This window comes from Actinokineospora sp. PR83 (assembly GCF_021056305.1).
Lineage (GTDB): Bacteria > Actinomycetota > Actinomycetes > Mycobacteriales > Pseudonocardiaceae > Actinokineospora > Actinokineospora spheciospongiae.
Map to the genome: position 1 here is coordinate 1 of NZ_JAJCXD010000044.1, position 12,782 is coordinate 12,782.

At 73.0% G+C, this 12,782-nt stretch carries 14 protein-coding genes and 1 tRNA gene; 11 read left to right on the top strand and 4 right to left on the bottom strand.

The features are described from left to right. The 3 genes from L6E12_RS35410 to rpmF all read left to right on the top strand — a co-directional run. On the top strand, positions 1-568 hold a 568-nt coding region (locus L6E12_RS35410; protein ID WP_236228789.1), incomplete at its 5' end, for a GTP-binding protein. Continuing rightward, complete coding sequence (locus L6E12_RS16400) at positions 565-810, top strand: type B 50S ribosomal protein L31 (RefSeq protein WP_236228790.1); 246 nt, start codon at positions 565-567, stop codon at positions 808-810. The genes L6E12_RS35410 and L6E12_RS16400, both read left to right, overlap by 4 nt. Continuing rightward, the gene (gene rpmF / locus L6E12_RS16405; protein ID WP_236228791.1) at positions 810-971 is read left to right on the top strand and encodes a 50S ribosomal protein L32; all 162 of its coding nucleotides are present in this window, start codon (positions 810-812) and stop codon (positions 969-971) included. The genes L6E12_RS16400 and rpmF overlap by 1 nt, the downstream gene beginning before the upstream one ends. Positions 972-1,007: 36 nt before the next feature. On the opposite strand, the gene L6E12_RS16410 is transcribed toward rpmF, so the two are convergent. Continuing rightward, positions 1,008-1,652, bottom strand: a complete 645-nt coding sequence (locus L6E12_RS16410; protein ID WP_236228792.1) for a histidine phosphatase family protein — start codon at positions 1,650-1,652, stop codon at positions 1,008-1,010. A gap of 66 nt (positions 1,653-1,718) precedes the next feature. On the opposite strand from L6E12_RS16410, the gene L6E12_RS16415 reads away from it, so the two are divergent. The 6 genes from L6E12_RS16415 (at position 1,719) to L6E12_RS16440 (ending at position 8,532) form a co-directional block, all read left to right on the top strand. Next, a complete protein-coding gene (locus L6E12_RS16415) occupies positions 1,719-2,570 on the top strand; it encodes a 3-hydroxyacyl-CoA dehydrogenase family protein (RefSeq protein ID WP_308074923.1) in 852 nt (283 codons plus the stop codon). Then, entirely contained in the window at positions 2,567-3,715 is a 1,149-nt protein-coding gene (eis, locus tag L6E12_RS35415; protein WP_236228793.1) for an enhanced intracellular survival protein Eis, read from the top strand. Before L6E12_RS16415 ends, eis begins: the two co-directional genes overlap by 4 nt. Before the next feature lie 43 nt (positions 3,716-3,758). Continuing rightward, on the top strand, positions 3,759-4,460 hold the full coding sequence (locus L6E12_RS16425) for a response regulator transcription factor (RefSeq protein ID WP_236228794.1): 702 nt from the start codon (positions 3,759-3,761) through the stop codon (positions 4,458-4,460). Further along, positions 4,457-5,869 carry a HAMP domain-containing sensor histidine kinase gene (locus tag L6E12_RS16430; protein WP_236228795.1) on the top strand — a complete coding sequence of 471 codons (1,413 nt, stop codon included), beginning with the start codon at positions 4,457-4,459 and terminating at the stop codon, positions 5,867-5,869. Before L6E12_RS16425 ends, L6E12_RS16430 begins: the two co-directional genes overlap by 4 nt. A gap of 19 nt (positions 5,870-5,888) precedes the next feature. After that, on the top strand, positions 5,889-6,977 hold the full coding sequence (gene galT / locus L6E12_RS16435) for a galactose-1-phosphate uridylyltransferase (RefSeq protein WP_236228796.1): 1,089 nt from the start codon (positions 5,889-5,891) through the stop codon (positions 6,975-6,977). Between the two features lie 64 nt (positions 6,978-7,041). Next, positions 7,042-8,532: a trypsin-like peptidase domain-containing protein gene (locus tag L6E12_RS16440; protein WP_236228797.1), complete on the top strand. Its 1,491-nt coding sequence runs from the start codon at positions 7,042-7,044 to the stop codon at positions 8,530-8,532. A gap of 144 nt (positions 8,533-8,676) precedes the next feature. On the opposite strand, the gene L6E12_RS16445 is transcribed toward L6E12_RS16440, so the two are convergent. The 3 genes from L6E12_RS16445 to L6E12_RS16455 all read right to left on the bottom strand — a co-directional run bounded on the left by L6E12_RS16445 (position 8,677) and on the right by L6E12_RS16455 (position 11,685). Then, on the bottom strand, positions 8,677-9,324 hold the full coding sequence (locus L6E12_RS16445) for a response regulator transcription factor (RefSeq protein WP_236228798.1): 648 nt from the start codon (positions 9,322-9,324) through the stop codon (positions 8,677-8,679). 244 nt (positions 9,325-9,568) lie between these two features. Next, positions 9,569-10,756, bottom strand: a complete 1,188-nt coding sequence (locus tag L6E12_RS16450; RefSeq protein WP_236228871.1) for an ABC transporter permease — start codon at positions 10,754-10,756, stop codon at positions 9,569-9,571. Between the two features lie 17 nt (positions 10,757-10,773). Next, positions 10,774-11,685, bottom strand: a complete 912-nt coding sequence (locus L6E12_RS16455) for an ABC transporter ATP-binding protein (protein WP_236228799.1) — start codon at positions 11,683-11,685, stop codon at positions 10,774-10,776. 181 nt (positions 11,686-11,866) lie between these two features. On the opposite strand from L6E12_RS16455, the gene L6E12_RS16460 reads away from it, so the two are divergent. Then, positions 11,867-11,942: transfer RNA gene (locus L6E12_RS16460), tRNA-Arg, on the top strand. A 134-nt stretch (positions 11,943-12,076) separates the two neighbouring features. Further along, positions 12,077-12,772, top strand: coding sequence for a hypothetical protein (locus L6E12_RS16465; RefSeq protein WP_236228800.1), 696 nt, complete (start codon positions 12,077-12,079; stop codon positions 12,770-12,772). The last annotated feature ends 10 nt before the right edge of the window (positions 12,773-12,782 follow it).

Consider the following 12,782-nt stretch of genomic DNA (forward strand, 5'->3'; position numbering starts at 1 on the left):
CGACGCGCTGGTGCTGACCGGCGCCCCGGACGCGCGCACCACCGCCGTGCTCGACCGGCTCGCCGCCCCGGCCCCCCGGGTGCCGCTGGCCGAGGCCGGGCCCGCGCTGCTGCGGGCCGTGCGCCGGGACGGCGGCGAGGTCGACGAGGTGTTCGGCCCGCTGCTGCGCGGGCAGCCGCCGCTGCGACCGGAGTGCGGGGTCGGGCTGACGGTGTTCCGCGAGCGCAGGCCGTTCGACCAGGACCGGCTGGTCGACGCGCTGGACGTGCTGCTCGACGGCGTGGTGCGGGCGCGCGGGAGGGTGTGGGTGGCCGGGCGCCCGGACGAGGTGCTGCTGCTGGAGTCCGCAGGCGGGGGCGTGTGCGTGGGCCCCGGCGGCACCTGGCTGGCCGCCTCCGACGACTGGGACGCCGTGTCCCCCGAGCGCCGGGCCCGCGCGGCGCTGGACTGGGACCCGGTGTGGGGCGACCGCGTGCAGGAGCTGGTGATCCTCTCCCACGCCGCCGACCCCGAGACGTTGACCGCCGCGTTCACCGCGGCACTGATCCAGGAGGAGATCGCGCTGTGAAACCAGGAATCCACCCCGACTACCACCCGGTGGTCTTCCGGGACCAGTCCACCGGCAAGCAGTTCCTGACCCGGTCCACCGCCACCTCCGACCGGACGGTCGAGTGGGAGGACGGCAACACCTACCCGCTGCTCGTGGTCGACATCACCGCCGATTCGTACCCGTTCTGGACCGGCAACCAGCGGGTCATGGACACCGCGGGCCGGGTCGAGCGGTTCCACCGCCGCTACGGGAAGCGCTGATGGCCGTCCCGAAGCGCAAGACCTCGCGCTCCAACACCCGTTCCCGCCGGGCGCAGTGGAAGGCCACCGCGCCGGACCTGGTGCCGATCACCACGCCGGACGGGCGGGAGCTGCTGGTGCCGCGCCGCCTGGTCGCGGCGTACCGGCGCGGCTACCTGTAGGCGGTCCGCCCGCCCGACGGCCGTCGGGCGGGCGCGTCACACCTGGTGCGTCCCATCCGGTGAGGGACGCCACTGCTCGAACGGCCTATCCAGGGTCCAGGCGTCCCCCACCCGGGTCAGGACGCGCGGGTCGCAGTGGGCCGGGTTCGACAGGGACTCGAACAGGTCGATGCTCCAGGAGAACGCCCGGCGGCACAGCAGCCGGACGGTGAGGCCGTGCGAGACGACCACCGCGGTGTCCGGGTGGTGCGGGTCGCGGGCCACCCGGTGCTCCAGCTCGGACAGGAAGCTGGCCACCCGGTCGTCGACGTCCGCGCCGGACTCGCCGTGCGGGAGCCGGTAGAAGAAGTGGCCGAACTCGTGCCGCAGCCGCTTCTGCACCTGCTGCTCGTCCGGGTCCTGCAGGTTGCCCCAGTCCTGCTCGCGCAGCCGCGGCTCCGGCACGCACCGCTGCACCGCGGGCAGGTCGAGCAGCCGGAACGTGCCGACCGTGCGCACGTACGGGCTGACGTAGGCGGCGACGGGTTCGTCGCCGAGCAGGGCCCGCAGGTCGGCGCCCGCCCGCGCCGCCTGCGCCTCGCCGAGCGCGGTCAGCGGCAGCGAGTGGTCGGGGGTGCGGCAGTACGCCAGCTCGTCGACGTTGCCGAGGCTCTCGCCGTGGCGCAACAGGATGATCCGCATACCGGCATCGTCACACGCCCGCGCGCGACTGCTAAGAAGGACTCCGGTCGACGGAGGAGGACTTCAGTGGGCGGCGTACCGGCAACCGTGGCGGTCATCGGCGGCGGCACGATGGGGGCGGGGATCGCGCACGTCTTCCTCGCCGCGGGCAGTTCCGTCGTGCTCGCCGAGGCCGACGCCGGGCGGGCCGCGCAGGGGGTGGCGAACGTGACCGCCTCGGTGACCAAGGCCGAGGAGCGCGGCAAGCTCCCGGAGGGGACCACCGCCGCCGACCTGCTGGCGAACCTGAGCACGGTCGAGCGGCTGGGCGACCTGCCGCCGGACACCGCGCTGGCCGTCGAGGCCGTCCCGGAGGACCTCGCGCTCAAGCGGGCGGTGTTCACCGAGGTCGCCTCGGCCTGCCCGCGGGCGGTGCTGGCGTCGAACACGTCGTCGCTGTCGATCACCCGGCTGGCCGAGGGGCTGCCCGCCGACCGGGTGGTCGGGATGCACTTCTTCAACCCCGTGCCGGTGCAGGCGCTGGTGGAGCTGGTGCACCACGCGGGGCTGCCCGAGCGGGTGCGGGCGGACGTGCGCGGGTGGGCGGAGGCGCTGGGCAAGACCGTCATCGAGGTGCGCGACTCCCCCGGCTTCGCCACGTCCCGGCTGGGCGTGGCGGTCGGGCTGGAGGCGATCCGGATGCTGGAGGAGGGGGTGGCCTCGGCGGAGGACATCGACACCGGGATGCGGTTGGGGTACGCGTGGCCGATGGGGCCGCTGCGGCTCACCGACCTGGTGGGCCTGGACGTCCGGCTGTCCATCGCCGAGCACCTGGAGCGCGAGCTGGGGCCGCGGTTCGCCCCGCCCGAGCTGCTGCGGGCGAAGGTGGCGCGCGGCGAGCTGGGGCGCAAGACCGGGCGGGGCTTCTTCCGGTGGTGACCGTCCGTCCCTTCCGGACCTCCGACGCCGACGACGCGTACCGCCTGCGCAGGCTGGCCTTCGGCGGACCCCGGGAGGTCGACCCGGACTGGGCGGGCACGCCGGGGTGGACCGGGCTGACCGCGGAGCTGGGCGGGCAGCGGGTCGGGTTCGCCCGGATCTGGGAGTACCGCCAGTTCTTCGGCGGTCGGGCGGTGCCGATGGGTGGCATCGCCGGCGTGGCGGTGGCCGCGCACGCGCGTGGGCGGGGGGTGGCGGGCGCGCTGCTCGACGAGACGCTGCCGCTGATGCGGGAGGCGGGGCAGGGGATCTCGACGCTGTTCCCCTACGTCGTGCGCCCGTACCGGCAGCGCGGTTGGGAGCACGCGGGGACGTTCGAGCGGGCGACCGTTCCGCTGGCGGGCCTGGCGGTGGTGCCGCGCAGCACCCGGGAGGTGCGGCCCGCCACCGCGGCCGACCTCGGCGGGGTGCACCGGGCGTACCTGCGCACGGCGAGCACGATCGACGGCCCACTCGATCGAGGGACTCCGGCGTTCACCCCGGAGCACGCCCTCGACCTGGACCTGCTCACTGTCGTCCCCGGACCGGACGGCATCACCGGCTACCTCTCCGCCACCCGCCCCGACGGCGAGAGCCTGCACGTCCACGACTTCGTCGCCGACGACGCCGACACCGCCAACGCCCTCCTGCACCAACTGGCCTCCTGGGCCGGGCACACCGCGGCTGCGACGGTGCGCGTGCTCGACACCGCCCTGTTCGACCTGCTCATCCCCGGTGCGGTGACCAGGGGCAGCCACGTGGAGACGTGGATGCTGCGGGTGGTCGACCTGCCCACCGCCCTGGCCGACCGCGGCTGGCCGCACGCCCCGGACCTGACCGTCGACCTCGACGTCACCGACCGGCACGCCCCGTGGAACGCGGGCCGCTGGCGGCTGACCGCCGCAGGCGGCACCGTCCACTGCGAACGCGGCGGCGACGGCACCGCCCGGATGGCCGCGCGGGCGCTGGGCCCCTGGTACAGCGGCGCGTCGACCACCGCGGAACTGCGCCGCGCCGGTCTGCTCGACGGCGACCCGGCCGCGGCGCGCGCGCTGGACCTGCTGACCGGCGCCCCCGGCAGGCCCCGGACGGCCGACGCGTTCTGAGCGCTCTCAGGCGCGTCTCAGCCCGACAGGACACACTGGTGGCATGCGCATCCTCGTGGTCGACGACGATCGGGCCGTGCGCGAGTCCCTCCGGCGCTCGTTGCAGTTCAACGGCTACCAGGTAGACCTCGCCAGCGACGGCAGGCAGGCGCTGGACTCCGTCCTGGGCGCCGACAGCTCCCGCCCGGACGCGATGGTGCTGGACGTGATGATGCCCCGGCTGGACGGGCTGGAGGTGTGCAGGCGGCTGCGCGGCGTCGGCGACGACCTGCCGATCCTGGTGCTCACCGCGCGCGACCTGGTGTCCGACCGGGTCGCCGGGCTCGACGCGGGCGCCGACGACTACCTGCCCAAGCCGTTCGCCCTGGAGGAGCTGCTGGCCCGGCTGCGCGCGCTGCTGCGCCGGGCCACCCCGGAGCAGTCGGGCTCCCCGCAGTCGGCCCCGCTGCGCTACGCCGACCTGGAGATGGACCCCGGCACCAGGGAGGTCCGCCGCGGCGCGCGCGAGATCAGCCTGACCCGCACCGAGTTCGCCCTGCTGGAGCTGCTGCTGTCGCACCCCAAGCAGGTGCTGACCCGCGGCCGCATCCTGGAGGAGGTGTGGGGCTACGACTTCCCGACCTCCGGCAACGCGCTGGAGGTCTACGTCGGGTACCTGCGCCGCAAGACCGAGGCGGACGGCGAACCGAGGTTGCTGCACACGGTCCGCGGGGTGGGCTACGTGCTCCGCGAGACCCCGCCGTGACCGCGGTCGTCGACGAGGACACCCGGCCCGCCCCGCTCCAGCCCCGGGAGCGGGTGTCGCTGCGCTCCCGGATCACCCTGCTCGCCGCGCTGTGCGTGGGCGGGGCGGTGGCGCTGGTCTCCCTCGGCGCCTACTTCACCGTCTACCGGGGCCTGTACCAGCAGGTGGACGACAGCCTGAACGAGCGGGCCACGGCGCTGCTGCGCAACACCCAGGCGATCACCTCCACCCGCGCGGAGATCCCCAGGGTGTTCCTGGAGCTGACCGACATCCAGTTCGACGTGGTCGACGGCAACGGGCAGTCCGCGCTGGGCATGACCGTCGAGCACCCCAGGGTCGGCCCGGAGGAGCTGAAGGTCGCCCAGGGGCTGACGCCGATCTCGATCCGCACCGAGGCGAGCACCGACACCCGCATCCTGGCCCGGCCGTACCCGTTCCTGGACAACACCGCGCTGGTGCTCGCGCAGCCACTGGACACCACCAAGAGCACGCTGGCGAAGCTCGCGGTGGTCCTCATCGTCATCGGCGGGTCCGGCATCATCGTCGCGGCGCTGGCGGGCACGGCGGTGGCCCGGGGCGGCCTGCTGCCCGTGCAGCGGCTCACCGCCGCCACCGAACGGGTGACCCGCACCGGTGACCTGCGGCCGATCCCGGTGTCCGGCGACGACGAGCTGTCCCGGCTCACCGACAGCTTCAACACCATGCTCGGCGCCGTCGCCGAGTCGCAGGAGCGGCAGCGCAGGCTGGTGGCGGACGCGGGCCACGAGCTGCGGACGCCGCTGACCTCGCTGCGCACCAACCTGGAGCTGATGCTGGCCTCCGAGGCGCCGGGGGCGCCCGCGCTGGCGCCGCAGGACAAGGCCGACATCCAGGTGGACCTGCGCGCCCAGCTCGACGAGCTGACCCAGCTCATCGGCGACCTGGTGGAACTGGCCCGCGAGGACGCCGCGCCGACCGTGCGCGAGCACGTGGAGCTGGTCGAGGTGGTCGACGCCGCCCTGGACCGGGCCCGGCGGCGGGCGGGCGAGGTGACCTTCGAGGTGCGGCTGGAGCCCTGGCACCTGATCGGGCACGCCGCGTCGCTGGAGCGGGCGGTGCTGAACCTGCTGGACAACGCGGTGAAGTTCAGCCCACCGGGTGGTGTGGTGCGGGTCGAGCTGCGCGACGCGGGCGACGGGTACGCGTTCGTGCAGGTCGCCGACGCCGGGCCGGGGATCAGCGACAGCGACCTGCCGCACGTGTTCGACCGGTTCTACCGCTCGGAGGAGGCCCGCACGCTGCCCGGTTCCGGGTTGGGCCTGGCGATCGTGAAGCAGGCCGCGGAGCGGCACGGCGGTTCGGTGTTCGCCAGCCGCTCGGCCGACGGCGGGGCGCTGATGGCGATGCGGCTGCCCGGCGCCCCGGGCTGAGCGTTCCTAGACTGCCGGTGTGAGGCGCACAGTCCGGAACCTGGCCGACGGCCGCGAGATCCTGTACTTCGACGACCGCCCGGACGCCCCGGGCAGAACCGCCGTCGACACCCGGGACCTGCCCCGCAACGAGACCGCCTCGCAGATCCGGCGCGACCCGCTGACCGGGGAGTGGGTGGCGCTGGCCGCGCACCGGCAGACCCGCACGTACAAGCCGCCCGCCGGGCTGTGCCCGCTGTGCCCGTCGGCGCCGGGCAAGCCGACCGAGGTGCCGGAGTCGAGCTACGACGTGGTGGTGTTCGAGAACCGCTTCCCGTCGTTCTCCCAGCACGCCACCGGCCCGGTGCAGCCCGGTCTGGTGCCGGTCGGCCCGGGGCTGGGGCGGTGCGAGGTGGTGTGCTTCACCGACCGGCACACGACGTCGTTCGGGGAGCTGCCCCCGAGCCGGGTGCGCACGGTCGTGGACGCGCTGGCCGACCGCACCGCGGCCCTGGGGGCGTTGCCAGGGGTGCAACAGGTCTTCCCGTTCGAGAACCGGGGCGACGAGATCGGGGTGACGCTGAGCCACCCGCACGGGCAGGTCTACGGCTACCCGTTCGTCACCCCGCGCACGGCCCTCATGCTCTCCACCGCCGAGGCGTACCTGGCCCAGCACGGGCGCCCCGTGATGGGGGACGTGGTGGAAATGGAGCGCTCCGCGGGTACCCGGGTGCTGTTCGAGTCCGAGCACTGGACGGCGTTCGTGCCCGCGGCGGCCAGGTGGCCGGTGGAGGTGCACGTGGTGCCGCACCGGCAGGTGCCGGACCTGCCCGCGTTGACCGAGGAGGAGCGCGACGACTTCGCCGAGCTGTACCTGCGGGTCCTGGGCAGGCTCGACGGCCTCTACGACCGGCAGCTTCCCTACATCGCCGCCTGGCACCAGGCTCCGGTGTCGACCGGGCGCGACCTCGCCTGGCTGCACCTGGAGGTGTTCTCCGTGCTGCGCACGGCGGACAAGCTCAAGTACCTGGCGGGGTCGGAGTCCGGCATGGCGGTGTGGATCAACGACGTCACACCGGAAGACCTCGCCGCCCGGCTGCGCGCGGCCCCCGCCCGCTACGGCCGCTGATTTCCTCGGCGAGCGCACAGGCACGTCTCAGGTCCTTCTCAGTCGAGAGGTTCAAGGTGGTCACATGACCGAGAACAACCCCGACGCCGTGACCGGACAGGGAACCGGCGACGTCAACCCGTGGTCGGCGCAGGCGGCAGCAGGGGCCGCCTCGACGTCGCAGGGGGCGTCGGAGTCGAGTGATCGGGCATCGGCCGGGGAACAGGGCCCCGACCGACAGGAGTCCGGCCCCCGCGCGACCGGGGAGCAGGGCCCCGCGACGCCGGGGGCCGGAAACTCCGCCTACTCCCATTCCGCCCAGTGGTCCCCGTGGGCCGCGGGCGGGGCGCAGCAGCACCAGCCCGCCACGGGTGCCCAGGGCGTGCTCTACGGCTCGGCCGCGCAGCACCCCGGCTACCCGGGCCAGCCCGCCGCCGCGCCCTACCAGCAGCACCAGCTCGGACAGCACCAGACCGCGCAGCCCGAGCAGCGGCGCCGCGCGGGCGGCTTGGTCGCGGGCATGACGGTGCTGGCGCTGCTCGTCGGCGGCGGCGCCGGTGCCGCGGGCGGCTACCTGGTGGCCCAGGACAACGACACCGGCAGCCCCGCGGCGACCGCGCTGAACACGCCGCCGACCGCCCAGCAGACCGGGTCGGCCCCGGCGGGCTCGGTGGAGGCGGTGGCGGCGAAGGTGCTGCCCAGCGTCGTGCAGTTGCAGGTGCGCGGCCCGTCCTCGGCTGGCGAGGGTTCCGGGTTCGTGATCAGCGGCGACGGCCTGATCGTCACCAACAACCACGTGGTCGAGGTCGCCGCCTCCGGCGGGCAGATCGAGGCCGTGTTCCAGGACGGCCGCACCGCCAAGGCCACCATCGTCGGCCGCGACCCCACATCCGACCTGGCGGTGGTCCGCGCCCAGGGCGTGACCGACCTGCCGGTGGCGGAGCTGGGCCGCTCCGACGACCTCAGGGTCGGCCAGCCCGTGGTGGCCATCGGCTCCCCGTTCGAGCTGGCAGGCACGGTGACCTCCGGCATCGTCAGCTCGTTGCAGCGCCCTACCAGGGCGGGCGGGGAGAACGGCAGCCAGGCCACGGTCATGGACGCCATCCAGACCGACGCGGCGATCAACCCGGGCAACTCCGGCGGCCCGCTGGTGAACATGGCCGGGCAGATCATCGGCATCAACTCGGCGATCTACAGCCCGTCGTCGAGCGCCAGCGCCCAGGGCGGTTCGGTCGGCATCGGCTTCGCCATCCCGATCAACCAGGCCCGGCGCACCGCCGACGAGATCGTCAAGACCGGCAAGGCCACCCAGACCGTCCTGGGCGTCTCGGTCCGCGACAACGCCGACGGCGGCGGCGCGCTCGTCGCCGAGGTCGTGGCGGGCGGCCCCGGCGAGAAGGCGGGCCTCAAGCAGGGCGACGTGGTCACCCGGCTCGACGACCGCCGCATCGACTCCGCCGACGCCCTGGTGGCCGCGGTCCGCTCGCACGCCCCGAACGACACCGTGAAGCTGGTCGTCGGCGCGAACAACACCGTCCCGGTGACCCTGGGCGGGCAGCCGGTGGAACTCAAGTAGACGCTGGGCCGTCGGGAGACGGCCCAGACCAACCCCGGTCCGCTGCCCCCGGACCGGCGCTCCATCCCCGGAGCAGACACGAGCCGCGAGCGGGGGACCCTCCCCTTGGTCCCCCGCTCGCGGCTCTGTCACACCTGCTGCCGGTCAGGCGATGAGCCCGCCGCGGTAGGCGACCAGCGCGGCCTGGACCCGGTTCGCCGCACCGATCTTGCCCAGCACGGCGGACACGTACCCCTTCACCGTGGCCTCGGACAGGTGCAGCGCCGCCCCGATCTCCGCGTTCGACATCCCCTGCCCGATCAGGCCGACGACCTCCAGCTCCCGCTCCGACAGCGACGACAGCAGCCGCCGGGCGGGCTCGGCGGCCCGCTCCCCGTCGGCCACCGCCGACACCACCCGCGCCGCCACCTTGGGGTCCAGCACCGCGCCGCCGCGGGCCAGGTCGCGCACCGCCTTGATCAGGTGGGCGGGCTCGGTGTCCTTGAGCAGGAACCCCTGGGCGCCGATCCGCAGCGCGAGCTGCACGTACTCGTCCACGTCGAAGGTGGTCAGCATCGAGACCGAGGGCGGTTCCGGCAGCGCCACCAGCCTGCGCAGCGCGGCGATCCCGTCGGAGGCGCCCATCCGGATGTCGAGCAGCACCACGTGCGGGCGGTGCTGCCGGGCCAGGTCGGCGACGTGGGAGCCGTCGTCGCACTCGGCGACCACCTCGATGTCCCCGGCGCTGGACAGGATGGTCCGCAGCCCGGAGCGGACGAGGTCCTCGTCGTCCGCGACCATCACCTTGATCACAACGCCTCCCGACTGGCGTCCTCGGCCCCGGCGGGGGCCTCGTGGCTGCCCGGCACCGCACCCGCCCCGGGTGCGCCGACCAGGTCGGACTCGCTCGGATGCTACCCCGCCGCGGCTCCTCGCCCCGGTGTTCTCCTCACCGGCACCCGGCTCCCGGGCCGCCCCAACCCGCCCCGGACCGGGAGTCGACCCACACGACGAAGGGCCCCACCGCCGAGGCGGTGGGGCCCTCGTCCGAACGGTGTCAGCTCGCGCGCAGGGCGTCCCTGAGCCTGACCTTCGCACCGCTGCGCATGACGGCGTTGCGGTAGATCCGCCCGGAGAGCCACACCAGGGCCGGGATGAGCGCCAGCATCAGCACCACCGCGAGCCCGGCCTCCCAGAACGGCACCCCGCCCATGGCCAGCCGCATCGGCATCAGGGTGGGGGCGAACAGCGGCACCACCGACAGCACCTCCACGAGCTGGTTGCCCGGGTCGGAGGGCAGGATCGAGATGCCCAGCACGTACCCGAGGATCACGAACAGCAGCGGCGGCGTGATCACCCCGCCGACGTCCTCCTGCCGGGAGACCAGCGCCCCGAGCGCGGCGAACACCAGCGAGTAGGCGACGAACCCGAGCAGGAACCACACCACCAGCCAGACCACCGTCCCCACGGCGGTCGACACGGAGACGTCCAGCACCCCCAGCCCCAACCCGACGCCCAACCCGACCCCGCCGATGATGACCATCTGGAGCAGCCCGACCGCGCCGATGCCCAGCACCTTGCCCGCCATCAACTGCCACGGCCGGATGGTGGCCAGGAGCAGCTCGACCACCCGGCTGGACTTCTCCTCGACCACGCCCTGGGCCACCGACTGCCCGTTGATCATCAGCGACATGTAGATCAGGATCCCGGCGATCATGCCGATGACAAGCTGCTGCCCGTTGTAGTCGTAGGGCGCCTCCAACGGCCGCACCTCGGCGGTGGCCCCACTGACCCGCTGGTTCACCTCGGCGGGGTCACCGCCGAGCCGGGTGATCTGCTGGTTGAGCGCCAACTGCCCCGCCAGCACGTTGACCGCGCTCTCCAGGGAGGAGTCGATCTCCTTCTTGACCACCACCACGAGCTTCGACCCGTCCCCCACCAGCAGGGCGTCGAGCGAGCCGTCCTCGACCAACCGCCGCCCCTCGGCCTCGTCGGCGACCGCCCGGGTGTCGATGTCCTGCCCGACGGCAGTGGCGGTGCTCTTCAGCGGCGCCTCCAACGCGGCCGACGCGCTGGTGAACCCGACGGTCGCGTCGGCGCCGTCACCGCTGGTGAACTTCATGACCAACGTGAACCCGACCAGCAGGAGCAGGGTCACCGCGGTCGTCGCCTGGAAAGCCTTCGACCGCAACCGGGTCCCGACCTCCCGCCCGGCGACCAGCCCGACCGCGCCCCAGTTCCCCATCCGCACGTCCGGCCCGCTCACGCCGCCACCTCCTCGGACACCACGTTGCGGAACAGCTCGGTGAGCGACTGCCGCCGCCGGGAGAACCCGGTCACCGGCCCGGTGGCCAACGCCGCCCGGAGGACCTCCTGGTCGTCAGCCCCCTCCCCGAGCTCCAGGACGGTCTGCGCCCCCACGTGCTCCGCCACGGTCACACCGGGCACCCGATCCGCCCACCCCGGGGGAGCCCCGGGAGCCTCGACGACCAACCGCACCCGTCCCCCTTCCCGCAGCGCGTCGACCCGGTCGCACGCCACCATCCGTCCACTGCGAACGATCCCCACCCGGTCGCACAACCGCTCCACCAAGTCCAACTGGTGGCTGGAGAACACCACCGGCACCCCCTGCCGCGCCTTGTCCACCAGCACCTGGCTCATCACGTCCACGGCCACCGGGTCCAACCCGGAGAACGGCTCGTCGAGCACCAGGATCCGCGGCTCGTGCACCAGCGCGGCGGCCAACTGCACCCGCTGCTGGTTGCCCAGCGAAAGCTTCTGCACCTCGTCCCCCAACCGCTGGGCCACCCCGAGCCGCTCCGCCCACTCCTCCACGGCCCGCTTCGCCCGCCCGGCGGAAAGCCCGTGCAACCGGGCGAGGTAAATGAGCTGCTCCCCCACCTTCATCTTCGGGTAGAGCCCCCGCTCCTCCGGCATGTACCCGATCCACCGCCGGGTCTCCGCGGTGATGGGCGCCCCACCCCACCGCACCTCCCCCGAGTCAGCCGAGAGCACCCCGAGCGCGATCCGCATCGTGGTCGTCTTCCCCGCCCCGTTCGACCCGACGAACCCGAACAACTCCCCCGCCCGGACGTCGAAGGACATGCCTGCCAAAGCCACCACATCCCCGTACCTCTTGGAGATCGAGTCGATCTCCAACACCCCGTCAGTCACCCCTGGCTCCCCTCTCACCTGCGCTTACACCCCATTTGCCCCCGGGCAGCCGGGGACAAACCCACTGCGCAGCCTGCCCGGTCGGCAGGTTGGGGACATCCGGGATCGCCCCTAGTGGAGCAGGTGGGGGTGTGCTCCTGCATCAGCCTGCGGGAGGACCCGGTAAGGTGTCCCGGCGTAGGCCCTCGTAGCTCAGGGGATAGAGCATCGGTTTCCTAAACCGTGCGTCGCAGGTTCGAATCCTGCCGGGGGCACCAGCAAGAAATGACCACTCGGTAGGCCGCTCACCAGGGCAAACGCACCGATCAACGCATCGGCAGACGACTCCACTCCACGCCTCTTCGCACTCGGCGTGGTGCCGTGCGTGGTGCGACCGGCGTACGGTCGCGTCATGAGGGCGCCCAGGAAGCGGGGCAGCAACCGCCAGCGAGGAACGATCCAAGCCTTGCCGAGCGGCGCTCTGCGCGCCCGCGTGTACAGCGGCGTTGACCCGCTCTCCGGCAAGCGCGTCTACCTGACGGAGACGATCGGCCCTAATCACCCGCAGCAGCAGAAGGAAGCCGAGCGGGCGTTGACCCGCTTGCTGTCCCGCGTTGACGAGAAACGCGCACCTCGCACGCGCGCCACCGTAAACAAACTCATGGACAGGTACCTAGACCTCATCAATGTCGAGAAGACCACTCGCAGCGGCTACGAGGGCTACATCGAGAACCACATCCGCCCTCTACTGGGGCGGATTCAGGTCGGCAAGCTAGACGGGGAAACACTCGACTCGTTCTATGCCGTTCTTCGCCGATGCCGGAAGCACTGCGACGGACGAAAGTTCACCGAGCACGCCAAGGAAGGCCCGCACGAGTGCTCAGCGAAATACAAGCCGCACACCTGCAAGCCACTCGCTGCTTCCTCCATCCGCCAGATCCACGGATGCCTCAGTGGCGCACTGTCACGGGCTCAGAAATGGAACTGGATCGCAGTCAACCCGCTCGAACGCGCCGAGACGCCCAAAGCACCGAAAGCGGACCCGCACCCTCCGACGGCAGCGGAAGCGGCTTCGATCATCAACGCCGCTTTCCTCGACCTCGATTAGGGCGTACTCG